This window comes from Ramlibacter sp. P4_H7, assembly GCF_056400765.1.
Genome location: NZ_JBFUKP010000002.1, coordinates 118,426 through 140,724, shown reverse-complemented (window position 1 = coordinate 140,724; position 22,299 = coordinate 118,426). Strand labels below are relative to the sequence as shown.

Annotated in this window: 25 protein-coding genes; 10 read left to right on the top strand and 15 right to left on the bottom strand. The window is 67.6% G+C overall.

Annotated elements, in window-relative coordinates:
* From AC1DSA_RS03855 to AC1DSA_RS03840, 4 genes are read left to right on the top strand one after another with little or no spacing between them, the layout of a single operon-like run.
* Window positions 1-1,182 (top strand): hypothetical protein, encoded by a 1,182-nt coding sequence (locus AC1DSA_RS03855; RefSeq protein WP_477886238.1) that lies wholly within the window; start codon window positions 1-3, stop codon window positions 1,180-1,182.
* Complete coding sequence (locus AC1DSA_RS03850; protein WP_477886236.1) at window positions 1,164-2,687, top strand: flippase; 1,524 nt, start codon at window positions 1,164-1,166, stop codon at window positions 2,685-2,687. Before AC1DSA_RS03855 ends, AC1DSA_RS03850 begins: the two co-directional genes overlap by 19 nt.
* On the top strand, window positions 2,684-3,754 hold the full coding sequence (locus AC1DSA_RS03845) for a class I SAM-dependent methyltransferase (RefSeq protein WP_477886233.1): 1,071 nt from the start codon (window positions 2,684-2,686) through the stop codon (window positions 3,752-3,754). Before AC1DSA_RS03850 ends, AC1DSA_RS03845 begins: the two co-directional genes overlap by 4 nt.
* 25 nt (window positions 3,755-3,779) lie before the next feature.
* Window positions 3,780-4,643: a glycosyltransferase family 2 protein gene (locus tag AC1DSA_RS03840; RefSeq protein WP_477886231.1), complete on the top strand. Its 864-nt coding sequence runs from the start codon at window positions 3,780-3,782 to the stop codon at window positions 4,641-4,643.
* Here the strand turns inward: AC1DSA_RS03840 and AC1DSA_RS03835 are convergent.
* Window positions 4,634-5,557, bottom strand: coding sequence for a glycosyltransferase family 2 protein (locus AC1DSA_RS03835; protein WP_477886229.1), 924 nt, complete (start codon window positions 5,555-5,557; stop codon window positions 4,634-4,636). The genes AC1DSA_RS03840 and AC1DSA_RS03835 overlap by 10 nt on opposite strands.
* A 159-nt stretch (window positions 5,558-5,716) precedes the next feature.
* Here AC1DSA_RS03835 and AC1DSA_RS03830 point away from each other — a divergent pair, with 159 nt between their 5' ends.
* The gene (locus tag AC1DSA_RS03830; protein ID WP_477886227.1) at window positions 5,717-7,351 is read left to right on the top strand and encodes a PglL family O-oligosaccharyltransferase; all 1,635 of its coding nucleotides are present in this window, start codon (window positions 5,717-5,719) and stop codon (window positions 7,349-7,351) included.
* Here AC1DSA_RS03830 and moaC read toward each other — a convergent pair.
* On the bottom strand, window positions 7,348-7,836 hold the full coding sequence (gene moaC / locus AC1DSA_RS03825) for a cyclic pyranopterin monophosphate synthase MoaC (protein ID WP_477886225.1): 489 nt from the start codon (window positions 7,834-7,836) through the stop codon (window positions 7,348-7,350). The two genes, AC1DSA_RS03830 and moaC, sit on opposite strands and share 4 nt — an antisense overlap.
* Between moaC and tfpZ the strand changes: the two genes are divergently transcribed.
* On the top strand, window positions 7,835-8,635 hold the full coding sequence (tfpZ, locus tag AC1DSA_RS03820; protein WP_477886223.1) for a TfpX/TfpZ family type IV pilin accessory protein: 801 nt from the start codon (window positions 7,835-7,837) through the stop codon (window positions 8,633-8,635). The two genes, moaC and tfpZ, sit on opposite strands and share 2 nt — an antisense overlap.
* A gap of 26 nt (window positions 8,636-8,661) precedes the next feature.
* The gene (locus AC1DSA_RS03815; protein ID WP_477886221.1) at window positions 8,662-10,128 is read left to right on the top strand and encodes a M48 family metalloprotease; all 1,467 of its coding nucleotides are present in this window, start codon (window positions 8,662-8,664) and stop codon (window positions 10,126-10,128) included.
* Here the strand turns inward: AC1DSA_RS03815 and AC1DSA_RS03810 are convergent.
* Genes AC1DSA_RS03810 through AC1DSA_RS03800 form a run of 3 tightly spaced genes read right to left on the bottom strand, consistent with a single transcriptional unit; the run spans window position 10,096 to window position 11,603 of the window.
* Complete coding sequence (locus tag AC1DSA_RS03810; RefSeq protein ID WP_477886745.1) at window positions 10,096-10,449, bottom strand: phage holin family protein; 354 nt, start codon at window positions 10,447-10,449, stop codon at window positions 10,096-10,098. The two genes, AC1DSA_RS03815 and AC1DSA_RS03810, sit on opposite strands and share 33 nt — an antisense overlap.
* 37 nt (window positions 10,450-10,486) lie before the next feature.
* Window positions 10,487-10,900 (bottom strand): hypothetical protein, encoded by a 414-nt coding sequence (locus AC1DSA_RS03805; protein WP_477886219.1) that lies wholly within the window; start codon window positions 10,898-10,900, stop codon window positions 10,487-10,489.
* Window positions 10,901-10,919: 19 nt separating this feature from the next.
* Entirely contained in the window at window positions 10,920-11,603 is a 684-nt protein-coding gene (locus AC1DSA_RS03800; RefSeq protein WP_477886217.1) for a TerC family protein, read from the bottom strand.
* Between the two features lie 295 nt (window positions 11,604-11,898).
* Here AC1DSA_RS03800 and AC1DSA_RS03795 point away from each other — a divergent pair, with 295 nt between their 5' ends.
* Both AC1DSA_RS03795 and AC1DSA_RS03790 read left to right on the top strand, forming a co-directional pair.
* Window positions 11,899-12,321: a DUF3717 domain-containing protein gene (locus tag AC1DSA_RS03795; protein WP_477886214.1), complete on the top strand. Its 423-nt coding sequence runs from the start codon at window positions 11,899-11,901 to the stop codon at window positions 12,319-12,321.
* Between the two features lies 1 nt (window position 12,322).
* Window positions 12,323-12,625: a putative signal transducing protein gene (locus AC1DSA_RS03790; protein WP_477886213.1), complete on the top strand. Its 303-nt coding sequence runs from the start codon at window positions 12,323-12,325 to the stop codon at window positions 12,623-12,625.
* Between the two features lie 6 nt (window positions 12,626-12,631).
* Here the strand turns inward: AC1DSA_RS03790 and AC1DSA_RS03785 are convergent, their stop codons facing one another.
* Both AC1DSA_RS03785 and purB read right to left on the bottom strand, forming a co-directional pair.
* The gene (locus AC1DSA_RS03785; protein ID WP_477886211.1) at window positions 12,632-13,192 is read right to left on the bottom strand and encodes a YaeQ family protein; all 561 of its coding nucleotides are present in this window, start codon (window positions 13,190-13,192) and stop codon (window positions 12,632-12,634) included.
* Window positions 13,193-13,200: 8 nt separating this feature from the next.
* Complete coding sequence (purB, locus tag AC1DSA_RS03780; RefSeq protein WP_477886209.1) at window positions 13,201-14,580, bottom strand: adenylosuccinate lyase; 1,380 nt, start codon at window positions 14,578-14,580, stop codon at window positions 13,201-13,203.
* Between the two features lie 134 nt (window positions 14,581-14,714).
* On the opposite strand from purB, the gene AC1DSA_RS03775 reads away from it, so the two are divergent.
* Window positions 14,715-15,329 carry a glutathione S-transferase N-terminal domain-containing protein gene (locus AC1DSA_RS03775; RefSeq protein WP_477886207.1) on the top strand — a complete coding sequence of 205 codons (615 nt, stop codon included), beginning with the start codon at window positions 14,715-14,717 and terminating at the stop codon, window positions 15,327-15,329.
* Here the strand turns inward: AC1DSA_RS03775 and AC1DSA_RS03770 are convergent.
* The 8 genes from AC1DSA_RS03770 to AC1DSA_RS03735 form a co-directional block, all read right to left on the bottom strand.
* Window positions 15,326-15,760: a nuclear transport factor 2 family protein gene (locus AC1DSA_RS03770; protein ID WP_477886205.1), complete on the bottom strand. Its 435-nt coding sequence runs from the start codon at window positions 15,758-15,760 to the stop codon at window positions 15,326-15,328. The genes AC1DSA_RS03775 and AC1DSA_RS03770 overlap by 4 nt on opposite strands.
* Window positions 15,757-16,518 (bottom strand): SDR family NAD(P)-dependent oxidoreductase, encoded by a 762-nt coding sequence (locus AC1DSA_RS03765; protein ID WP_477886203.1) that lies wholly within the window; start codon window positions 16,516-16,518, stop codon window positions 15,757-15,759. The genes AC1DSA_RS03770 and AC1DSA_RS03765 overlap by 4 nt, the downstream gene beginning before the upstream one ends.
* The gene (locus AC1DSA_RS03760) at window positions 16,515-17,042 is read right to left on the bottom strand and encodes a DUF3833 domain-containing protein (protein WP_477886201.1); all 528 of its coding nucleotides are present in this window, start codon (window positions 17,040-17,042) and stop codon (window positions 16,515-16,517) included. The genes AC1DSA_RS03765 and AC1DSA_RS03760 overlap by 4 nt, the downstream gene beginning before the upstream one ends.
* On the bottom strand, window positions 17,039-18,301 hold the full coding sequence (locus tag AC1DSA_RS03755; protein ID WP_477886199.1) for an MFS transporter: 1,263 nt from the start codon (window positions 18,299-18,301) through the stop codon (window positions 17,039-17,041). The genes AC1DSA_RS03760 and AC1DSA_RS03755 overlap by 4 nt, the downstream gene beginning before the upstream one ends.
* Window positions 18,298-18,699, bottom strand: coding sequence for a chalcone isomerase family protein (locus AC1DSA_RS03750; protein WP_477886196.1), 402 nt, complete (start codon window positions 18,697-18,699; stop codon window positions 18,298-18,300). The genes AC1DSA_RS03755 and AC1DSA_RS03750 overlap by 4 nt, the downstream gene beginning before the upstream one ends.
* 116 nt (window positions 18,700-18,815) lie before the next feature.
* Window positions 18,816-20,039 carry a class I SAM-dependent methyltransferase gene (locus AC1DSA_RS03745; RefSeq protein WP_477886193.1) on the bottom strand — a complete coding sequence of 408 codons (1,224 nt, stop codon included), beginning with the start codon at window positions 20,037-20,039 and terminating at the stop codon, window positions 18,816-18,818.
* A 9-nt stretch (window positions 20,040-20,048) separates the two neighbouring features.
* Window positions 20,049-20,798: a DUF1365 domain-containing protein gene (locus tag AC1DSA_RS03740; RefSeq protein ID WP_477886191.1), complete on the bottom strand. Its 750-nt coding sequence runs from the start codon at window positions 20,796-20,798 to the stop codon at window positions 20,049-20,051.
* A complete protein-coding gene (locus tag AC1DSA_RS03735; protein ID WP_477886189.1) occupies window positions 20,795-22,114 on the bottom strand; it encodes an NAD(P)/FAD-dependent oxidoreductase in 1,320 nt (439 codons plus the stop codon). Before AC1DSA_RS03735 ends, AC1DSA_RS03740 begins: the two co-directional genes overlap by 4 nt.
* Window positions 22,115-22,299 lie beyond the last annotated feature (185 nt).

Here is a 22,299-nt window from a genome sequence, read left to right as displayed (position 1 = left end):
TTGCCCGACACATGGCGTGACGCCCTGCTGCGGCCACTTGCAATGGCAGCACCGGACGGAGGCATCTACGTCGAGATTCCGGCTCCCGACCTTCGATTTGCCATCATCGTTCTGCTGGGGTTGGTTCTGGGTGGCGTGTTCCTCTGGAAGCGCCGGAGGCCGTCAGCCACGATGACGCCGCTCTCTGGCTTGCTTCTGTGGCTGTTCGCCGTGTTTGTGGTGTGGCTCGCCACCACAGGCAACGGCCGCTACATCATGGTGGCATTGATAGCCGCGGGCCCCATCTGCATAGCAATGGTGGCGCGACTGCCAGGCACGAAGGCGCTGCGTCTTTCGGTCGCAGCAGGAATTGTCCTGTTGCAAGGCTGGGTGGTCTACAACAATGATCCTTGGCATTGGTGGGGCTTGGGTAAGTGGGGGGACACGCCCTACTTCGAACTGGAATTGGACGAGCAGGCGCGCACCCAACCCGCGACCTACGTGACCGTTGCCAACATCTCCTATTCCTTGGTGGCTCACAAGTTCGCTCAGGAGTCGCGCTGGGTGAACATATCGAGCCTGCCTGACGCTGGCGGCGGCGGAGCGGAGAACGCGCGGATGCAAAAACTACTCGCGCAATCCAAGTCCCTCAAGCTGTTCGTGCCCTCCCGGCCGGAATTCATGACCAACGAGATGCAGCCCAACCCCGACCTGCAGGCCGTGATCAACAACATGTTGATCGGTCAGCGGCTGGCCCTGGCCGCCCCGCTGGACTGTCGTCTGTTGCGATCCCGCGGCCTGGCGAGGACGGCTTTGAAGGACGTTGACAAGACGCCTGTTGAACAGGTCGACAAGATCGGTTTCTGGGTTTGCACGTTGGCCTATCCGTTCCCGCCGCCTCCGTCGGAAAAAGGCGGCGACCCCGAAGTCAATGCCATCTTCGGACTGATCGAAAAGCAGTGCCCCCGCTTCTATCAGCCTGGACAGACTAATGCAGCGCGCGTAGAGGGAGGCTGGCTGCGCGTGTATCCGCAAGCAGACATCCGTCTGTACGTCATGGACAGCGGAAATGTCTATTACAAGTATTGGCGCGCGCTAAATCCGGAGCTGCTCGGGCGCACCGACGAACTTCGCGCTGGCAAACGGGCTGACTGCACCGTCATCCGTGGACGGTCAGGTTTGCCATGGGAACGCGGGATCTAGTCGCTCCGGCCACGCCGGGGATTGCTGACAGCGCGTCGCGTGCGCTTTCATCGAACCGCAACCTGGGCTGGAACGTCGCCGGACTCGCGCTCCCCCTGGTGGCTGCGTTCGTCGCAATCCCTCTGCTGATGCAGAACTTCGGACTTCAACGGTTCGGCGCATTCTCCCTGGTGGTGGCGGCGTATGCCTACGTTTTGATGCTTGACCTGGGGCTGGCATCGGCAATCACGTTCCGTGTCGCTGAAGCGCTGGCACGCGGTGAGCCGCGCCAGAGCATGCTGAAACTCGTCTATACGGCGGGCATCGTCGTTGTGGCGCTCGGTGGCGGGTTCGCGATCGTCGGGTGGTTCGCGGCTGGCTGGGCGCCGTTGCTGATCGACGGGAGTTCCCGTGAGCTCGAGGCGGAAACGGTGCAGGGCCTTCGCATCCTCGCACTCTCTCTTCCAATGGCTTTTGCGGGCACCTTGCTCGCGGCGCTCCTGTCGGGCCACAGCCGGTTCGCGCAGGTGAACGCCGTGCGTATCGTGTCCGGAGTGCTCTTCACGCTGGGTCCCGCGCTCGCGAGCTTCTGGCGAACGGATATCGCCTTGGCTTGCGGCATTCTGGCAGCGGTGCGTATCGGTGCTGCCATGGTGCATCTGCTGCAGTGTCGCGTGCTGCTGCGACCTGATTCCGAAGGGGCGCCGTGGCGTCCTTCTCATGGCGCGCTGGCCGCCCTTCTCTCCTTTGGTGGCTGGCTCACAGTCTCGAATCTGGTCGGCCCCCTCATGGTGTACATGGATCGCTTCTACCTGGCTGCGGTGCGGCCGGTCGCCGAAGTCTCGTACTACGTCGCTCCGTATGAGCTCGCCACCAAGCTGGCCCTCATCCCGGCAGGGGTGCTGCCGGTGTTGTTCCCCATCCTGGTCGCCCGTTGGGTGCATCGATCCGTGGGCGGCAGCCGCCTGTCCGTGCAGCTCGCCGCCGCCATGGCGGTGGGCTGCGCATTGCCGGCTGCTGCCCTGGCTGTGTTTGGGCCGGAGATCATGCGCCATTGGATGAAAGCGCAGGTCCCGGAGAGCAGCGCTGCGGCGCTGCAGGTCCTGGCAGGAGCGGTCTACCTCAATTGCTTGGCGCAAGTGTTCTTCATGCAGCTCCAGGCCATGGGACGGACCGATGTCGTCGCAAAGCTCCATCTTTGCGAACTGGCCCTTTATGTCGTGCTCCTCTGGACCTTCACGGAGCGCTGGGGTGTTGTTGGCGTGGCCTTGGCGTGGGGGGTACGGGTTGCTGTGGATTGCCTCTTCCTGTGCGGCTTCGTGGGCGCGAGAACCAGCGAACGCGAGCGGCGGGAATGCTGGAGGGTGACGGGACTTGCAATCGTCCTGGGCTGCGCGTTCAGCGCGATGGCCTGGATTCCGTCCGTGTGGATTCGTGCTGCTATCGCATGCTTGCTCTGCGCCGTCGGAATCGCGATGCGCCGAACGATCTTGGCCTATATGCTCGGTGAGCCGGTTCGAACATGACTTTGAAGGGTCTCGCTGAAGCCAATCGGCCCCCGGTTGGCGAGATCTGGCCAGTGGACGGACTGGAACAGCTGGGAGCGTGTCCGCTGTGCGGAGACGAGGCCCGCGACATCTTGCACAAGGCGATGGCGGATCGGCTGTTCCATGCCCCTGGAGCCTGGGATCTCTTCAGGTGCAAGGGCTGCGGCCTCGCCTATCTCGATCCGCGCCCGGATCTGCTGTCGATCGGTCTGGCGTACAAGAAGTACTACACGCACGGAGAGCGCCTGGATGACGACCCACGTGCCCGCGGCAGGCACTGGGCGACGCGGGCCAAGCAGTACGTGCTGCGCAACTACATCGAAGCCCGTTACTCGGGGGAGCCTTCGTTCAGGAGCAGGCTGGTGGCCGCCGTGCTTGGCCTGCGGCCGATACTTCGCCTTTCGTTCGATGCTTCGATGCGGCATCTCCCCAGGCCGCGCCCGGGGGCGACGCTGCTGGACGTTGGGTGCGGGAATGGACGGTTCATGGCGTGGGCGCGCGTGGCCGGATGGAAGTGTGCCGGCGTCGAGGTCGACGCGGTGTCTGCTGCGAAAGCGAGGGAACGCGGCTTCGAAGTCCACGTGGGCGATCTGCACGATCTGGTCATTTCAGGCCGCAGATTCGACACTGTCACGATCAGCCATGTGCTCGAGCACGTCCACGACCCGACCCGGCTTCTGGCGCTCGCCCGTAGGCTCTTGAAGGCGAAAGGGCATTTCTGGATCGAAACCCCGAACATCGACGCGCTGGGGCATCGCTGCTTCGGGGCCCACTGGCGCGGTCTTGAGCCTCCGCGCCACTTGCAGATCTTCCACCCCAACTTGCTCAGGCGCCAGCTGCAAGAGGCAGGCTTCACCGACGTACGCCAAGGCCCATGGCAGGACGACTGGCAGGCCACGGCGCAGGCGAGTGCCACGCTTGCGGAAGAAGCCGGGTGTTCCCCGGTCGACTTGAAGCTGCCTCGCGACCCGAGCCGTATTGGCCACGACGATCCGATGCAACGCGAGTTCGTCACGTTGACCGCCACCGTGCCCACCGATGCTTGAACCCGCAGGACCACGATCTGATGTGGTGGCCGTGGTGGTCACCTACAACCCGGGTGACGACTTGGTCCTGAACCTTTCCGAATTGCGTTCCCAGATCGCAGAAGTCCTGGTCGTGGACAACGGCTCGGTCGACGCGGCGGCCGTCGAATCCGCTGCTGTTGCGGCTGGGTGTGCGTTCCAGGCCAACGCGGAAAACCGGGGAATTGCGGCGGCACTGAACCAAGGCGCCGCGCTGGCCCTACAGCGCGGCGCCACCTGGCTGGCAACCTACGACCAGGACAGCTTGCTGCCACGGGGGGCGATCGAGGGCGTGCTCGCCCGCCTCGCGCTCCAGCCCGAGGCCGCCCGCTTCGCAGTCGTGGCTCCGTCACACCAGGACCGGGGGACCAGCCGCGACTACCACCACCGCGTCGACATCCTTGAAGAAACTCGAGAGTGGCGCGTCCTGCGTTGCACCATCACTTCGGGCAGTCTCATCCGCTGCGATGTGCTGGCGCAGGAGGGCCTCTTTGAAGAACGGCTCTTCATCGACGCAGTGGACCTCGAGTTCTGCATGCGCATTCGCCGGCACGGCTGGCGCATCGGGGAGGCGCGCGACATCGTCATGGCGCACTCCCTCGGCGCATCGACCGAGCACCGCTTGCTGGGCGTGCGCCTGGTCTGCACGCACCATTCACCCCTGCGCCGCTACTACATCACCCGCAACATGCTCGAGGTTTGTACGCGCTATTTTCTGTTCGACCCCGCTTGGTGCGCAAAGGGCCTGGCAGTGATGCTGTCGGGAGCCGTCGCGTCGGTCCTCGGGGAGAGGGAGAAGGCGGCAAAGCTTCTTGCCGTGGCGCGCGGCTTTCGCGACTTCGGGCTACGGCGCTTCGGCGCCTACCGTTGATTCAGCCGCCCTTCCCCGGGAGGCAGCAATCCGCGGCCGCTCGCAATTTCCCACGCCAGCAGAAGCCGCAGCAGGAACTCGTCCAGCAAACGCTGGCGGAAGCGCCGGGGCGCAATCAGAAGCCGGCGGACGGCGGCGGGATTGGAGGGGTCGAAGTAGCGATCCAGGAGCGCCCGCTGTTCTGAAGTCAACGAGGCGCCGAACACCGCGCGGAAGTTTTCGAGCTGGCTGAACATGATGTGCACCCAACTCGCCTTGCGAAGAAAGCGCAGGTTGACCAGATACCTTCGCCAGCCCGAACCCCGACCGACCACGTTCCCTCCATGCTGCCGGTACAGCATCGACGGCGCAGGGTCGGCGATCACTTCCCCGAACGCAGAGACCACCAGGTAGATCCACCAATCATGGAAGCGAAGCTTCGCGGGGTCGCCTAGCTGTAGCACGAGGCTCACTGCGGGTCGGTTGAGGCCGATCGTGCAACCCGTGACGATGTTTTCGGCCAGTGCGTTCGTGAATGACGGACCACGGGGCCATCCGGCCGTGAGTCCCAGTGGCTGCAGCGCCTCGTCGACCAGACGCAGTCGCGAAAAGTAGAGTGCCGGTCCCGTGCGTCCTTGCAGCGCAGCGTAGGTCTTGTCGATCTTGCCGGGCAGCCAGACGTCATCCTGATCGGCCAGCATCACGCACTCGGCATCAGAAGGAACGCTAGCCAACAGCAGGAAGAAACTGTGGGCAAAACCGACGTTGCGACCCTCCGTCAGGCGGATGCGCGGGTCTGCGATGGCCTTGATGCGTTCCACTGTGCGATCGTCCGAGCCATCGTCGCGCACCAGCAGCCAACCGTCGGGGGGCAACTGCGAAAGGATCGAGGAGACCTGTTCGTCGACGAATCGTTCGCCGCGGTAGGTGGACATCACGACTGCAACGCGCATCGACCCCAAGACCCCTCCCAAAATGCCAGCGTTCGGATGGTACGCTCTTCGCATGTCCGTCCCGATCCTTGGCCGTACGGTGCTTCCACTATCGCTTTCCAATGCGCGAGCCAACGCCGTCCAGTGTGCACGGTCGCCTGAATGGGTCCCAAGATCCGTCCGGCACTGACTCGCGGGACGGCCGCAGTGTTGTTTGCGGCGCTTCCCTGGCTGAATCCGGTCTCGATCGGCCCTTCGGCATCCGTCGCTCCCTGGCTGTTCGCTGCGGCGTGTGGCGTTGCGCTTTGGATGTTCGCCGTGGCCGGGAGCGCTCAACTGCGCGTCGCGCCCGGATTGATTTGGGCGTCCCTCGCCGCCGTGGCGTGGGGCGCGCTCTCGCAGGGCGTGATTCGACCGGAGCTTTTCATGTTCGCCGGGGGACTGGCGCTGGTCCTTCTGGTCTCGGCATTCGCCGGAGACCCGGAGCTCGCTCGCGCCCTCCAGGTGGGGACTTTGCTGGCGGCAGGCCTGAGTGCCGTGATCGGGCTGTGTCAGTATTTCGGAGTGGCGGCGCGCTTCTCGCCGTGGATGAACATCGCCGAAGTTGGAGAAGCCTACGCCAACCTCCGCCAGCCGAACCAGTACGCCACCCTTTGCTGGATCGGCGCCGCCATCGTGCTGTTCGGAACGCTGACGCTGCCGCGGTGGGCTGCCGTGTTGTTGCTGCTCCTGTTGGCGGCCGGCAGCGCCGCATCCGTGTCACGCACGGGGATGTTCCAGGGGCTCGTGCTCACGCTCCTGGCCGCCTTGTGGAAGGGACCAGAACGCCGGCAGCGTCTTCTTCTCTGCGCCATCGCCGCCATTGGCTACTTCGCGGCAGCGGTGCTGCTGCCTTTGTTGCTCGATGCCCTCACGGGCGCCATGCCCGCCCGCACCCTCTGGGGTCGCCTCGGTGGCGGCCAGGGCTGCAGCAGCCGGTTGGTGCTCTGGTCCAACGTCCTCCATCTCATCGCGCTGAAGCCGCTCACCGGCTGGGGCTGGGGCGAGCTCGATTACGCGCACTTCGACACGCTCTATGCCGGCCCGCGCTTCTGCGACATCCTGGACAACGCGCACAACCTGCCCTTGCATCTGGCGGTGGAGTTGGGGCTGCCGGCCGCCGTCGCCGTGTGTGCGTTCGCGCTTTGGTGGGCCTGGCGGCAACGGCCCTGGGCGGAGGAGGCCCCGCTGCGCCAGCTGGCGTGGGCCACGCTGGCGCTGATCCTCTTGCACAGCATGCTGGAATATCCCCTCTGGTACGGCCCGTTCCAGATCGCCTTCGGCGCAAGCCTGGGTTGGTTGATGATGCGCGAGCAGACGGCAACGGCGCAGGAACCTCGCAGGATTCCGGCTTTGTTCGCCGGAGTCTTGCTGTTCGCTGCCGTCGCCTACGCCGCCTGGGACTACGCGCGCGTCAGCCAGATCTACCTGCCTCCGGAACAGCGTCGGGCTGCCTGGAGCGATGACACGCTGGCGCAAGTCCGGCGCTCCTGGCTGTTCTCCGGACAGGCGAGTTTTGCGGAGCTCACCCTGATGACGCCGCAGAAGGACAACGCGGAGCGGATGTACGCCTTGTCGCGGCGGGTGCTGCACTACTCCCCCGAGCCGCGGGTGATCGAACGCGCGATCGAGAGCGCCACCTTCCTGGAGCACTTCGACGAGGCCGTGCTGCTGCTGGCGCGCTACCGGGCCGCCTTTCCGCGGGATTACGAGGCGTGGCGACAGGCGCAGAAGATGCCCAAGCTGCCGCAGCGCTAGGGCGCCACGTAGCTGCCGGACTTGCCGCCGTGTTTTTCGACCAGATGGACGCCAGTGATCGTCATCCCGCGGTCGACCGCCTTGCACATGTCGTAGATGGTGAGCAGCGCGACGTTCACGGCCGTCAGCCCCTCCATCTCCACCCCGGTCGGGCCGACCGTTTCCACGGTGGCCGTGCAGGCCACTGCCGCCTGGGAGGCGCCCTGCGCCTGCTCCAGCGCAAACTCGACCGCCACGCGGGTCAGTGCCAGCGGATGGCACAGGGGGATCAGGTCGCTGGTCTTCTTGGCGGCCTGGATCCCCGCGATCCGGGCGATGCCCAGGACATCGCCTTTCTTTACGTTCCCGCCCTGGATGATGGCCAAGGTCGCCGGTAGCATTTCGATCCGGCCCCGCGCGACGGCCACCCGGTGCGTTGCCGGCTTGGCGGCAACGTCTACCATGTGTGCCTGACCTTGCTTGTCGAAGTGGGTGAGTCCGCTCATGCAACAACCATCCGTTTCTCTTGATCATCATACGGCCAGGTTCGACGGGATCGCGCGTCTGCGCGCGGCCACGATCCACCTGGGGCTCAGCGTGCTGGTCGCCACCTTGGCGGCGCTGCTGGTGTTCGCCGTCTGGTACCCCTATCCGTACCGGGAGGTGTCCGGCGGCCGTGAACTGTTCCAGCTCGTGGTGGCCGTCGACATCGTGCTGGGCCCGCTGCTTACCTTTACCGTTTTCAATCGGGCCAAGCCCCGCGCCGAGCTGCGCCGCGACCTCGCCGTCATCGTGTTGTTGCAGCTGGCGGGACTGGGGTATGGCCTCTGGACCGTCCAGCTCGCGCGGCCTGTGCACATGGTGTTCGAAATCGATCGCTTCCGCGTCGTGCACCAGGTCGACGTGCCCGAAGAACTTCTGGGCAGGGCCCCCGCCGGTGTCACCGCGATCCCATGGGGCGGCCCCACGCTGCTGGCGCTGCGCGAGTTCCATAGCGCCAAGGAAAATACGGAAATGACGCTGGCCGCACTGCAGGGCATCTCGCTGTCTGCGCGCCCCGAACTTTGGCAACCGTACGAAAGCGCCCGTTCCCGGGTGCTTGCCGCGGCGCGGCCGGTCGCCGAACTGAAGAGCCGCTTCCCCAAGCGCGCCGACGAGATTGACACCTTGTTGCGAACCACCCGGCACGACCCCGCCGCCGTCGCATACTTGCCCTTGATCGCCCGCAAGGAAACTGCCTGGACGGTGTTCCTCGATGCCGGCACGGCCGAGGTGATCGGCTACCTTCCGCTGGATTCGTTTTGAGACCACTTCGCCCCCTTCGCCGACTGATGGCGGCCGCGCTCGCCGTGTCGCTGCTGGCCGCCCCGCCCCTGCACGCGCAGCTTCCCGCCATGGGCGACGGCGGCGACCTGACCACGGGTGCGGAGCGCAAGCTGGGTGAGCGCATCGCCCGGGAGCTGTACCGCGATCCCGACTACATCGACGATCCGATCCTGGTCGAATACGTGCAGGGCATCTGGCAGCCCTTGCTCGCGGCCGCGCGCGCACGGGGCGAGCTCACGTCCGAACTGGGCGACCGGTTCGCGTGGCAGGTGCTGCTGGGCAAGGACCGTTCGGTCAACGCTTTTGCGCTGCCCGGCGGGTGGCTGGGCCTGCATCTGGGCCTGGTCAGCGTCACCACCAGCCGAGACGAACTGGCCTCCGTGCTCGCGCACGAATTGAGCCACGTGACCCAGCGCCACATCTCGCGGATGATGACGCAGCAGAACCAGCAGTCCCCCTGGATGCTGGGCGCCATGATCCTGGGGGCGCTCGCCGCCAGCAAGAATCCGCAGGCGGGCGCGGCGCTGATCACCGGGTCGCAGGGTCTCGCGGTGCAGCAGCAGCTGAATTTCTCGCGCGACATGGAGCGCGAGGCCGACCGGATCGGATTCGGCGTGATGACGGCTGCGGGGTTCGAGCCCCAGGGCTTCGTCTCGATGTTCGAAAAACTGCAGCAGGCTGCGCGCCTCAATGACAACGGCGCCTACCCGTACCTGCGCACGCACCCCATGACGACGGAACGCGCTGCCGACATGCAGTCGCGCATCCAGCTGGCCGGCCGCACGCCGGCCCCCACCACCCTGGAGCATGCGCTCGCGGCCGGTCGGGCCCGGGCGATCTCCTATGCGGGGGTCGATGCCCAACGCGGCATGGTGGCCGACGCCGATGGTGGCAGCTTTGCCGCATTGCCGCGAGTGCGGCAGGCCGGGGTGCTCTATGCCGCCATCTTCGCAGCCGCGCAGCTTCGGGACGGCCCCGCAGTGACCCGGTTGCTGGCGCGGCTGGACACGACGGTGAAGGGTGACCCCGTCGGGGAGCGGCTGGCGCGCCTGCTGACCGCCGAGACCGCGCTCGCCCAGGGCGATCCGGGTCGGACGCTGAAACTGGTGGAACTCGACGGCCGGCGCCGGCCGGACGTCCTGCTGGGCACGCAGGCACTGGTGCAGACCGGCAAGGGGGCCGAGGCCGCCCAACGCCTGCAGACCTGGGTGGCGGAGAATCCGCGCGATGCGGCGGCCTGGCAACTTCTCGCCACTGCGTATGGCGCGCAGGGCCAGCGTCTGCGCGCGGTGCGCGCGGAGGCCGAGGCGCGGGTGGCGCAGCTGGATTACGCGGCGGCGCTGGACCGGTTCAAGGCCGGACAGGAAATGGCGCGCAAGGGGGGAGCGGGCGACCACATCGAGGCGTCCATCATCGACACCCGAGCCCGCCAGGTTGAATCACTTCTTCGCGAACAGGCGCTCGAGCGCTGATTCGATCACCATCCCGATCGCGGTGTAGAGCAGCGAGCCCACCAGCGCGGCCACGAAGTTGCGAACCAGGAAGCCGTCCAGCACCGCCGCCGCCGCCCAGAAGGTGATGGCGTTGATGACGAACAGGAACAGCCCGAGGGTGAGGATGGTCACCGGCAGCGTGAGCACCACCAGCACCGGCCGGACGACCGCATTGAGCAGGCCGATGACGAGCGCCGCCAGCATCGCGGACCCGAAACTCTGCACCTGCACGCCGCTGTAAAGGTAGGCCACGAACAGCAGCGCGGAAGCGCTGAGCAGCCACTTGGCGAGGATCTTCAGCATGGGCGCGCAGCATATCACCCCATGCTGCAGCGCCCTAATCGAAGACCAGCATCAGCGCCGCGGTGAGCCCCAGCAGTCCTCCCGCCGACCAGCGGCTGCTGCCTTGCGCGCCGCCGTCGTCGGACTTGGGGCGCCGCACGTCCAGCACATGCGCCGTCCCGTGTTCCGCCATCAGCAGGCGCGTCAGCTCCGGCAGGGGCCCGCGCGCGAGCACGGGCGTCACGTCGTCACCGCGCGCCCGCAGCGGCGGGATGACCTGGTCGAACAGGCGGTCGGCCCACTTCGCGCGCCAGTTCTCGCGCGCGGAGTGGCTCACCCACTTGCTGATGCGATGGGTCATCCGCGGGGCACAGGCGACCAGCACCCAGTGCGTGGGTCCCGCGTCGCCGGCAGACATCTGCTGCCGCGCGTAGGCGGGATCGTCCAGATACACGATCACCTTGTTCATGGGCACTCCTGCGGGCGCTTCAGTGGGCGTCGCGCCGGCGCGAGCCGCGGGTCGCGAGCCAACCCGCGCCGAGCACGCCGACGATGCAGACAGCATACGTGCTCCAGCGCGCGAATGCATTCGGTTCGAACACCGCATCGAGCAGGGGCTCGGCGACGATCATCTTGGCGGCCGTGAAGGCCAGCACCGCAGCGCCCAGGTGGATGATGACCGGGAACCGTTCGACCATCTTCAGCACCAGCTTGCTGCCGAACACCACGATCGGCACGCTGATGAGCAGGCCGAGCACCACCAGGTCCATCGCGCCGTGCGCCGCGCCCGCGACCCCCAGCACGTTGTCCACGCCCATGAGCGCGTCCGCGATCACGATCGTCTTCATGGCACCCCAGAAGGTGGTCGCGGCGGCACCGTGCTCGTCGTCACCCCCTTCATCCGCGATCAGCTTGTATGCGATCCACAGCAGCGCCGCGCCGCCCAGGCCCATGAGCCCGGGAATCTTCAGCAGCCACACGACGCCGATCGTCATGAGGGATCGAACCACGATGGCGCCGACGGTGCCCCACACGATCGCCTTGTTCTTCAGGTGCGCGGGAAGGTTTCGCGCGGCCAGCGCGATCACGATCGCGTTGTCGCCGGCGAGCACCAGGTCGATGAGGATGATGGCCAGCAGTGCGGACCACCAGGCGGTCGAAAGAAATTCCATGCGAATGAGCTCCGGATCAGGACAAGTTCGCCCGGGGCGGACAGGACCGAAAGCTGCGCAGGACGGGCGACGGGCTTCGATCCGGACCGCACCGGGCCCGATCGAAGGTCTTGCTCGACGGCCGCTGCTGCGGACCGCCCGGCACGCCGGAAGCCGAAGCTTCGTATTGACGACGTGCCGATGAGGGAGCTACTCCCCTTCGCTGCAGAAATTAGAACACAAGGCCGATGTTCCTGCAGCAGGACAAACACGTATCATCCTCGTCCCACCCAGCAGTACCCGCGCGTGCCCAGCCATGGCCGGCATCCATATCACCGACATCGAAGCCGCCATCAACTTCTGGCGGGAGAAAAGTCCCTCGCCGGATGGGGTTACTCTTGCGCCCGAGCTGCGGGCCCTGGCCGAGGTGTACGCGCTGATGATCTTCCACCACGAGGACGAGGCGGACGAGGCAAGCTGCCCGCCGAAGGCCTATGCCGCTTGGAAGGCCTGGTTCGACACCCAGCCCGACACGCCCTGCATCGCGATCTGTTCCACCAGCCAGGGAGACGCCCAGTGCAAGGGCTGCGGGCGCAGCTTCGACGAGGTCCAGCGCTGGACCGAGCTCACCCCCGCAGAAAAGCGCACCGTGTGGCGCCGCATCACGCTGCTGGGCGACGCCTGGCGCTTCAACCGCTACGCAGAGCGCGCCCCCGGCGACGCCCGCGAACGGCGCTGACATGCGGCGTATCGCGCAGGCGCCCAACATCGCGATCGCCGCCATGTGGGTGGATTTCCTGCGCCAGGCGGGCATCGCCGCCAGCGTGCAGCGGCAGTTCCTGTCCAGCGTCGCCGGCGAGCTGCCGCCGGACCAGTGCCTGCCGGAAATCTGGATCACGCACGACCAGCAGGAGGCGCAGGCCCGCGGGCTGCTCAAGGACCTGCAGAGCGTGCCCCAGCGCCGCTGGCGCTGCGCCTGCGGGGAACTCGTCGAGGGCGGGTTCGAATCCTGCTGGAATTGCGGCCTGGCGATGCCGGCCTGACCCGGGCTATTTCCAGCGCAGCGGCTCGATGTCCACGTGGCGCGCGCCGTCGCCCAGCATCAGGGTGCCCTCCTGCAGCGTGGCTTGCAGCTGCATGGACCGCTGGGCGAGGGCCGCCAGTTGCTGGGAAGCGTCCGACGGAATCCGCCAGACCTGCAGGTTGGTCAGGCGCGTCAGCTTGCTCTCGATGCCTTTCCACCAGACCTCGGCGGCGTGATGGAAGGCGTACAGCGCCACCTGGTCCGCCTTGCGGCAGGCCTTGGTGATCGCCACGTCATCGGGCTGGCCCACCTCGATCCACAGGCGGGTGGCCCCGGTGAAGTCGCGCAGCCAGGCGTCCGGTTCCTCGGGATCGCTCAGGCCCTTGCCGAAGGCCAGCGTGCCGTCGCCGCCGCACACGGTCTGCAGCGTGTGGGCGTGCAGGGCGAGTGCCGCCAGCCGGACCATCATGCGTTCGTCGGTCTCGCTCGGATGGCGGGCCAGCGTGAGTGCGTGGTCGGCGTAGTAGCCGTGGTCGATGTCGGCGACCGCCAGTTGCGCCTTGAAGACGGTGGATTTGAGTGCCAATGGGCCGCCTACGCGCGACGCGCGAGTTCGGCGGCCTTGCCGATGTACGACGCCGGCGTCATAGCCAGCAGGCGCCCCTTCTCGGCGTCGGGGATGTTCAGGGAGCGGATCAGCCCGTGCAGGTCCTCGGCGGCGACCGTCTTGCCGCGCGTGACCTCCTTGAGCTTCTCGTAGGCGCCCTGCACGCCGTATCGGCGCATCACGGTCTGGATCGGTTCCGCCAGCACCTCCCACGCGGCGTCCAGGTCGTCCCGCAGCGCCTCCTCGTTCAGTTCGAGCTTGCCGAGGCCGATGCCCAGCGAGTGGTAGGCCAGCAGCGCGTAGCCGAGGGCCACGCCCATGTTGCGCAGCACCGTGGAGTCGGTCAGGTCGCGCTGCCAGCGCGAAATCGGCAGCTTCTCCGACAGGTGCCGCAGCAGCGCGTTGGAGAGCCCCAGGTTGCCTTCGGCATTCTCGAAGTCGATCGGGTTGACCTTGTGCGGCATGGTGGACGAGCCGATCTCGCCTTCCCGCAGCTTCTGCTTGAAATACCCGAGGCTCACATAGCCCCACACGTCGCGGCACCAGTCGACCAGGATGGTGTTGGTGCGCGCGACCGCGTCGAACAGCTCCGCCATGTAGTCGTGCGGCTCGATCTGGATGCTGTAAGGCTGGAAGCTCAGGCCCAGGCCCAGGGGCTCGGGCGCTTCCACCACCTTGCGGCTGAAGGCTTCCCAGTCGAAGTCGGGCCACGCGGCCAGGTGCGCGTTGTAATTGCCGACCGCGCCGTTCATCTTGGCCATCAGCTTCACGGCGGCAATGCGCTCGCGCGCCGCCGCCAGCCGCACCACCACGTTGGCGATCTCTTTGCCCACGGTCGTGGGGCTGGCGGTCTGGCCGTGCGTACGGCTGAGCATGGGCACGGCGGCGTGGGCGTGCGCCATGGCACGCATCTTCACGATCAGCGCATCCAGCGCGGGCAGGATGACTTCTTCGCGCGCGCCCTTCAGCTGCAGGGCATGGCTGGTGTTGTTGATGTCCTCGCTGGTGCAGGCGAAGTGCACGAACTCGCTGGCCGCGCGCAGTTCGGGCCGCGCCTCGAACTTGGACTTGATCCAGTACTCCACGGCCTTCACGTCGTGGTTGGTGGTCTTCTCGATCTCCTTGATCGCCCCGGCGTCAGCTTCGGAGAAGTTCTTCACCAGCCCCAGGAGGTAAGTGCGCGCTCCGGGGGACAAGGACTTGAATTCGGCGAAGCCGGCGTCCGACAGCGCGATGAACCAGCAGACTTCCACCTGCACGCGCATGTGCATGTAGCCGTGTTCGCTCATCAGCGGTCGCAGCGGCGCCAGGCGCGCGGCGTAGCGGCCGTCCAGCGGCGACAGCGCGGAAATCGTGGAGAGTGCCATGCCTGAATTGTAGGCGGCGCGTTCCGGGCCTCCGCCGCATGGACCATGTCGCGGGTGCACGACAGCGGCGAAAATGCGTTCCCCTAGAATGAATCCGTCCCCCAACCCATAACTCGAACAGCCAGGCACTGCCCATGAAGTTGATTGGATCCCTCTCCAGCCCCTACGTGCGCAAGGTCCGCGTCGTGATGGCCGAGAAGAAGCTGGACTACCAGTTCGTCGAGGAGGACGTCTGGTCCGCCGACACGAGCATCATGCAGTCCAACCCCCTCGGCAAGGTGCCCTGCCTGGTGATGGAAGGTGGCGAGGCGCTGTTCGACTCCCGCGTCATCGTGGAATACCTGGACACCCTGTCCCCCGTGGGCAAGCTGATTCCGCCCCTGGGCCGCGAGCGCGCCGAGGTCAAGACCTGGGAAGCGCTGGCCGACGGCGTGCTGGACGCCCTGATCCTGGCACGGCTCGAGGCCAACTGGGCCGGCCGCAAGAAGGAGGAGCGCTCCGGCGCCTGGATCGAGCGGCAGCTCGCCAAGACCCAGTCCAGCCTGAAGGCCATGAGCCAGGGCCTCGGCGAAAAGCCTTTCTGCGCGGGTATCTACCTGAGCCTCGCCGACATCGCCGTCGGGTGTGCGCTCGGCTACCTCGACTTCCGCTTCCCGGACATCGACTGGCGCTCGTCGTATCCCAATCTTGCCAAGCTGCACGAAAAGCTCGTTCAGCGCCCGAGCTTCACCGAAACCGTGCCGGCCTAGGCGGCCGCGCGGCGCTTCAGCCAGCGCATCAAGGCGCCGAGCACGGGCAGCTGCTCGTACAACTCCTCCGCGGCGTCCCAATAGTCGCGGTGCCAGGCGATGCGGCCGTCATTCGCCAGCTTCAAGTGCGAGCCGCCCCGCACCAGCAGTTCCTTGTCGCGACGCCGACGCTGGAGCCCGAACCGGAACTCCCAAGCCAGGAAGCATTCACGGTCCTGCACGATGCGCGTGGTGACCCGGAAGCGCGGTTGCTCCAGCGTGTCGAACATGTGGGCGAAGACGCGCTTCACCCTGGGCAGCCCGCGCACTTCGTTGAACGGGTCCTTGAACCATGCGTCCGGCTGGTAGTAGTCGTGCAGCCGGTGCACGTCCCCGGGCACCATGCTTTCGAACAGCTCCACGATCCGGTCCACTGCGGCTTCTGCGTTCATAGGCCAGTCCACCTCCTGACCAGCCAGGCGTGCACGGGAAAGGGAAGCTGCCGCAGCAGCTTGAGCCACAGGGTGAAGCGCGCGGGGAAGTGGATCTCGAAGCGACCGCGCTCCCAGCCGCCCAGGATCGCGCGCGCCGCATCCTCCGGTGTCATCAGTCCGGGCATGCGGAAGCGGTTTTGCGCCGTCATGGGTGTTTCGACAAAACCCGGATTCACCACGCTCACGCCCACGCCGAGCCCGTGCAGGTCCAGTTGCAGCGTTTCGGCCAGGTTGATCAGCGCTGCCTTCGTCGGCCCGTAGCCGAGCGCCTGCGGCAGGCCGCGGTAGCCGGCGACGCTCGCGACCAGGCTCAGGTGGCCGCCGCGGGTGAGCAGGCCGGGCAGCACGGCGTCGATCACGTGCAGCGCCCCGACGTAATTGACCTGCTGGTGCCGCAGGGCCTGCTGCAGGTCGAAGGCGGTGGCACGCAGCGCGCGGTAGTAGCCGGCGCAGTACATCACCAGGTCGATCGGGCCCTGCGCGAGGATCTGGCGCGCCGACTTGCGCACCTGCGCCGGGTCGCACACGTCCACGGGAACCGCCAGTGCCCCGGGGTGCTGCGCGACGAAGGCGTCCAGCGCCGCCGCGTCGCGCGCGCTGACGTGCACAGTCGCGCCCCGCGCATGCAACGCCGACGCGGTCGCCCGGCCGATGCCACTGGAGGCGCCCACGATCCACACGCGCTTGCCGCTCCAGTCGGTGAGGCGCGGATTCACGGGCGCCGCCGGAAGGACAGGGTCACGTCGCCGAGGTGGATGCCGAACTTGCGCATCGCCGTGCGATTCAGCAGGACGTCGCGGTCCACCAGGTGCATCCAGTCATCCATCTGCACCTGCCAGGTGCGGCCATCCACCGGCAGCGCCAGCGTGTAGTTCCAGTGCAGGCTGTTGCCGCTCGCCTGGCCCGTCGCCTCGCCGATCACGTCGTCGGCCTGGCCCACGAAGCGGCCGCCTGGCAGCGCGCGCAGGCGCCAGACGCGGCGCTGCCGGGTGCCGTCGGAGTAGCTGAAGTCCTCGTCGAGGACGCCCTCGTCACCGCTCCAGCGGCCGTCGACCACCACGGTGAAGCGGCGCACGACCTTGCCGTTGCGGTCGGTGAAGAGGCCGTAGCCGTCGACGCGACCGTTGAAGTAGGCGCGCAGGTCGAGAGGGGGCTGCTCGCGCGCGTAGTCGCCCACGTCGGGCGCGGCGCAGGCGGCCAGCCACACGGGAGCGAGCCACAAGACGTGTCTCCGGTTCATGGGGGTCCTTCGTTGCGGATCAGGAAACGCCACAGCAAGGCCGCGGCGGCAAGTTTCAGGAGGCAGGGCAGAACGCAGTAGGCGAGCACGAGTGCTTGCAGCGCATCGGGCGCGCGGCTGCCCGGCACGTAGCCGGCGAGTCCCAGCAGCGGCAGGGCCAGTCCGGCCGCCAGCGCGAGATTCAGCTTGCCTGCGCAGTTCCACCAGCCGAAGTAAGCGCCTTCGGCCTGCCCGCGCTGGCCGGCGCCCGCGATCACGCCGGCGAGCAGCGCGCCGGGCAGGGCCAGGTCCGTGCCGAGCGCGGCACCGGAGAGCACGCACACCAGCAGGAAACCTGCAGCGTCGCCCGCCTGCAAGGAAGCCGCCCCTGCGAAGGCGATCACCGCGAGCAGCATGCCGGCCAGCCAGGTCCGCTCCAGACCGAGACGTGGCACCAGGGCCAGCCAGGCGGGAATGGCGGCGGCAGCGCAAAGGAAGTAGGCGCCGAGGAACAGCGGTTCCATCGCGGCCGGGGCCTGCAGCCGGTCTTGCACGAAGAACAGCACCAGGGTCGCGGGCACGGCACTCGCGACGCCATTGAGCACGAAGACCGCGAGCAGCCGGCGGAAAGCACGCGTGCGCCACGGCAACTGCCAGGGCGGCTGAGAAGTGCGGGGTGTCGGCTGCGGCTGCGGTGCCCGCGCCCAGGCGATGCAGGCGAACGCGAGGGCCAGGGCCAACACCCCCGAGGTGACGGCGAAGCCGGCCAGCAGCGGCAGCACCGATGCGAGCAGCACGCCCAGCAGGCCGCTGGCTTCGCGCCAGGCGACGATGCGGCTGCGCATGGCTGCATCGCCGCCCAGCATCGCTCCCCACGACTGGTGGCCGATGGCCAGCGCGCTGAACGAGAGGGAGGTCAGCACCAGGGAGGCGCCCGCCCATGCCAGCAGGGTCGCTTCGGAACGGACCGGCGGAAAGAACAGCAAGGCGAAGCCCGCGGCGAGCAGCACGGCGGCGATCCGGCCCAGCCGCAGGACCGCAGCGGGGGAGCGCGCGAACAGCCGGTCGCACACGCGGCCTATCCAGGGATCCAGCAGCGCATCGAGCAGGCGCACCGCCAGCAGCAGCGCGCCGAGCGCGGCCAGCGGCAGCCCGAAGTTGCGCGCATAGTGGTTCGGCAGCAGCACGTACAGCGGCAGCGCGACGAACGCGAGCGGCAGTCCGAGCAAGCCATAGCGCCAGCCCTCCGCGGCGGTGAAGCGCAAGGCGACGCTGCTCATGGCGGCGTGCCGGCCAGCAGCGCCGCGCGCAGCTCGGGGGCGGACGTGCCCGGCGCCAGCCAGATGCCGAAGAAGCGGGTCGCGAATTGCGGATCGGCAATCTCCCCGAGGGGCTTTCCGTTCAGCAGGAAGCGAGCCCCTGCCTGCGGCTGGTGCACTCCGGTGATGCGGTCTCCGGGCCGCACATCGGGCAGCAGGGCACGCAGCTGCTCCTGCCAGCGCGCGGCGTCCTGCTCCGCGAGGGGGCCGGCGCGGCGCATCTCGTCGAGCGATCGGCTTGCGATGTCGGCACCAGAGAAGGCCCGCGCGTACGTGAGTTCCAGCGCGAAGGCGTGCTGCTCGAAGCGCCGATGGCGGAACCCGGGCGCCACCCACAGGCGCGCGTCGTACGCCTGCAAGCCCCACCACGTCAGCCGGCCGGCGCCCGCAGGCTGCAGGCCCGGAGTCCACGCCTGCAGCTGCGGATTCGCGGCGGCGTGCAGGGCACAGAGTCCGAGTGCCAGCAGCGTGGCGCTCAGGCGTGCTCCAGCGTGTACTGCACGACGTCCGTGTTGCCCTCGGCGAAAGCCGCTTCGCAATAGACCAGGTAGAACTCCCATGTGCGCAGGAACCTCTCGTCGAAGCCGAGCGCCAGCACTTCGGTGCGGCGCGCGAGGAAGCGTTCGCGCCAGCGGCGCAGGGTCTCCGCATAGTCGGGGCCGAACGCGAAGGCCTCGACCACCCGCAGGCCGGCCGCCGCCGCGGCGCGCTCGAACTCGCGCGGGCAGGGCAGGCAGCCTCCGGGAAAGATGTACTGCTGGATGAAATCGGTCGACTGGATGTAGCGGTCCCACAGGCCGTCGTGCAGCACGATGCTCTGGACGCACGCGCGGCCGCCCGGCTTCAGCAGCCGCCGCAGCGCGCCGAAGTACTGCGGCCAGTACGTGCGCCCCACGGCTTCCACCATCTCGATGGAGCAGATCGCGTCGAACGGGGGCTCGTCGATGTCGCGATAGTCCTGCAGCCGGAGATCGGCCTGCGCGGACATGCCGGCGTCCTCCAGTCGCTCGCGCGCGAACGCGAGTTGCTCGCTGGAGAGCGTCACGCCGGTCACGTGGGCGCCGAAGTCGCGGGCGGCGGCCTCCGCCAGCGCGCCCCAGCCGCAGCCGATCTCCAGGACGCGCGCACCCGGCTGCACGCCGGCCGCGTGCAGGGCTCGATGCACCTTGGCGTGCTGCGCCTGCTCCATGGGCTGGCCAGCAGCGACGCCATCGAACAGCGCCGCGGAGTAATTCATGGTGTCGTCCAGCCACAGCCGGTAGAACGCGTTGCCCAGGTCGTAGTGCGCGTGGATGTTGCGCCGGCTGCCGGAGCGCGAGTTGCGGTTCAGCAGGTGGCGCAAACGCTGCGCGAGCCCGCCCCACCAGCGGCCGTACACGGCGTCCTCCAGCGCGTGGCGATTGCGCAGCAGCACGGTCAGCAGCGCCATGAGGTCCGGTGTGTGCCATTCGCCTTCGATGTAGGCCTCCGCGAAGCCGACATCGCCGCTCCGCAGCGCGCGCAGGAAGGGGCGCCAGTTGTTGAACTGGATGGTGGCGCGCGGCTGGCCATTGCCGTAGCGGCGCGTGCTGCCATCGGGCAACTGCAGCGCGAGGCTGCCGTGATGCAGGCGCTCCAGCAGCCGCAGGAGGGTGCGGGCCGCGGCGGGCGCGCCTGGAGTCCAGGCGACTCCGGTGGCGGTGGTCGTCGTCGTGTTCATCGAGCGGTGTCAGCGGGTGAGGAAAGCTTGCGGCGCAGCGGGTTTGCGGAATACCTGCACGCGCGCGGCCCACAGCCGCAGCGCCTGCCAGTGGATGCGCGCGATCAGGCCGAAGGTGAGGAAGGGATGGCGGCACAGGACCGCGCGCAATGCGGCGCCGGTCGCCGGCTGCAGCTCGCCGCTGACGCTGGTCAGCAGCAGCGCTCCGTTTGCGTCGGCATAGTCGATGCGTGCCACGGTGCGGCGCCGGACCGGACAGAGCAGGAAGCGGAAGCGGTACTCGCCCTCGACCGGGCAGAACGGCGACACGTGGAACACCTTGCGTGCGATCTGCTCCCTGCCCCACGCGGGGGCATCGAGCAGGTAACAGTGGCGCTCACCGAAGGTGTTGTTCACCTCCACCACGATCGCGCGCAGCGTACCGTCGGCGCCATGGCAGTACCAGAAGCTGACCGGCTTGAACACGTAGCCCAGCACGCGCGGGTAGCAGTGCAGCCAGACCTCGCCCGCGGCATCGGTGATGCCTTCCTGCGCGAGCAGTTCGTCCAGCCAGGCGAGCGCATCGGCACGTCCGTCGCCATGGTCGCGATCCCAGAAGCTGATCGCGCCGGCGCGGTTGTGCGCCAGATCGGACGGCACGCCGGCGTGCAGGCTGCGCATCGGCAACAGCAGGAAGAAGGTCGGATAGGCGAAGGCACGGCGCGCCGGGCGCAGACGGGTGTGCCGCACCTGCCCCACCCCGAGCTGCGGCCCCTTCATGTGGACAACTCCAGGCCGTCGCGCTGGTGGTCCATGTGGGACTGCAGCAGCAGTCCGGACGCAGCCGACAGGCCGGACTTCAATCCGTCCTCGTGGAAGCCGTAGCCGGTCCAGGCCCCCGCGAACCAGGTGCGTTGCCGGCCCTGGATGCTTCCCAGCTGCGCCTGCGCCCGCACCGCCATCTCGTCGAACACCGGATGTGCGTAGCGGTACGCGCCGAGGATGCGCTCCGGCGCGATCGGTCGCACGGGGTTCAGGGACACGATCACCGGCTGCTTCCATGGAAGCGGCTGCAGCTGGTTGAGCAGGTAGTGCAGGCAGACCTGCGGCGCGTCGCTGCGTCCGCTGGCACGCTCGTAGTTCCAGGCAGCCCACGTTCGCTCGCGCGACGGCAGCACCGAACGGTCCGTGTGCAGCACTGCCTGGTTCGGTTGATAACGGATCGCGCCCAGCACCCGGTGTTCGTCGTCCGTGGCATCGGTCAACAGGGCCAGGGCCTGGTCCGAGTGCGCTGCAATCACGACGTGGTCGAAACGATCCCAGCCCGCGGCCGTGCGCAGGTCCACGCCGTTCGCATCGCGGCGAACGGACAACACGGGCGTGGCAAGCCGCGCGTCCGGGATGTCGTCGAGGATCCGTTGGACGTAGTGGCGGGCACCCCCGGTGACCGTGCGCCACTGGGGGCGATCGCTCACCTGCAGCAATCCGTGGTTGTGGCAGAAGCGGATCAGCGTGCCCACCGGAAAGCGCAGCATCTGCTCGGTGGGGCAGCTCCAGATGCAGCCGATCATCGGCAGCAGGTACCAGTCCTGGAAGGCCTGCGAAAAGCCGTGCGCCCGCAGGAAGCGCTCGAGCGGCTGGCTCAGTTCCGCATCCGCCTGTGCATCCGCGATGTGCGTGGCCAGCCGATTGAATCGGACCAGCTCCGCCAGCATTCGCCAGAAGCGGGGCCGCAGCAGGTTGCGGCGCTGGCTGAACACGGTCGAAAGACTGTTCCCGCTCCACTCGAGGGGGCGGCCTTCGAAGGCGCCGGGCACCTGCACCGAGAAGGACATGGCGGACGCCGCCGTGGCGATGTCCAGCTGCGCGAACAGTTCGACCAGCGCCGGATAGGTGCGCTCGTTGTAGACGAGGAAGCCGGTGTCGACGCCGTGCGTGACCAGGCGACCGTCGGGGGTCGGAAGGGTGAGGTCGACGGTGTGCGTGTGGCCACCGAAGTGCTCACCCGCCTCGAACAGGGTGACGCGTGCGGCCTTGCGAAGACGATGGGCTGCGGCAAGACCGGCGATACCGGAGCCGATGACGGCGACCTTCATGGCCGCCGTCCCCGGAAAGAAAAATGCTGCGAAGCGCCCCGAAACGAAGGAGGGAGGGAGGGAGGAGGAGAAGAATCGCCTCGGGATTGCATCCGATACCCGTGGGTCCGGATGACTTCGCAGCAGTAAAAACTGGGTGAGTCGGGAGTCCTGCCTCTTGGGAGGATGGAGTGCACCCACGCCCG

What these genes read in the sequence shown, in the direction of transcription:
- AC1DSA_RS03830 (WP_477886227.1), top strand. Translation starts at nt 5,717, where the DNA reads ATGGGTCCCAAGATCCGTCCGGCACTGACTCGCGGGACGGCCGCAGTG.
- AC1DSA_RS03850 (WP_477886236.1), top strand. Translation starts at nt 1,164, where the DNA reads ATGGGAACGCGGGATCTAGTCGCTCCGGCCACGCCGGGGATTGCTGAC.
- AC1DSA_RS03790 (WP_477886213.1), top strand. Translation starts at nt 12,323, where the DNA reads ATGCGGCGTATCGCGCAGGCGCCCAACATCGCGATCGCCGCCATGTGG.
- purB (WP_477886209.1), bottom strand. Translation starts at nt 14,580, where the DNA reads ATGGCACTCTCCACGATTTCCGCGCTGTCGCCGCTGGACGGCCGCTAC.
- AC1DSA_RS03745 (WP_477886193.1), bottom strand. Translation starts at nt 20,039, where the DNA reads ATGAACACGACGACGACCACCGCCACCGGAGTCGCCTGGACTCCAGGC.
- AC1DSA_RS03800 (WP_477886217.1), bottom strand. Translation starts at nt 11,603, where the DNA reads ATGGAATTTCTTTCGACCGCCTGGTGGTCCGCACTGCTGGCCATCATC.
- moaC (WP_477886225.1), bottom strand. Translation starts at nt 7,836, where the DNA reads ATGAGCGGACTCACCCACTTCGACAAGCAAGGTCAGGCACACATGGTA.
- AC1DSA_RS03795 (WP_477886214.1), top strand. Translation starts at nt 11,899, where the DNA reads ATGGCCGGCATCCATATCACCGACATCGAAGCCGCCATCAACTTCTGG.
- AC1DSA_RS03805 (WP_477886219.1), bottom strand. Translation starts at nt 10,900, where the DNA reads ATGAACAAGGTGATCGTGTATCTGGACGATCCCGCCTACGCGCGGCAG.
- AC1DSA_RS03760 (WP_477886201.1), bottom strand. Translation starts at nt 17,042, where the DNA reads ATGAACCGGAGACACGTCTTGTGGCTCGCTCCCGTGTGGCTGGCCGCC.
- AC1DSA_RS03770 (WP_477886205.1), bottom strand. Translation starts at nt 15,760, where the DNA reads ATGAACGCAGAAGCCGCAGTGGACCGGATCGTGGAGCTGTTCGAAAGC.
- tfpZ (WP_477886223.1), top strand. Translation starts at nt 7,835, where the DNA reads ATGCAACAACCATCCGTTTCTCTTGATCATCATACGGCCAGGTTCGAC.
- AC1DSA_RS03740 (WP_477886191.1), bottom strand. Translation starts at nt 20,798, where the DNA reads ATGAAGGGGCCGCAGCTCGGGGTGGGGCAGGTGCGGCACACCCGTCTG.
- AC1DSA_RS03735 (WP_477886189.1), bottom strand. Translation starts at nt 22,114, where the DNA reads ATGAAGGTCGCCGTCATCGGCTCCGGTATCGCCGGTCTTGCCGCAGCC.
- AC1DSA_RS03755 (WP_477886199.1), bottom strand. Translation starts at nt 18,301, where the DNA reads ATGAGCAGCGTCGCCTTGCGCTTCACCGCCGCGGAGGGCTGGCGCTAT.
- AC1DSA_RS03835 (WP_477886229.1), bottom strand. Translation starts at nt 5,557, where the DNA reads ATGTCCACCTACCGCGGCGAACGATTCGTCGACGAACAGGTCTCCTCG.
- AC1DSA_RS03815 (WP_477886221.1), top strand. Translation starts at nt 8,662, where the DNA reads ATGGCGGCCGCGCTCGCCGTGTCGCTGCTGGCCGCCCCGCCCCTGCAC.
- AC1DSA_RS03775 (WP_477886207.1), top strand. Translation starts at nt 14,715, where the DNA reads ATGAAGTTGATTGGATCCCTCTCCAGCCCCTACGTGCGCAAGGTCCGC.
- AC1DSA_RS03845 (WP_477886233.1), top strand. Translation starts at nt 2,684, where the DNA reads ATGACTTTGAAGGGTCTCGCTGAAGCCAATCGGCCCCCGGTTGGCGAG.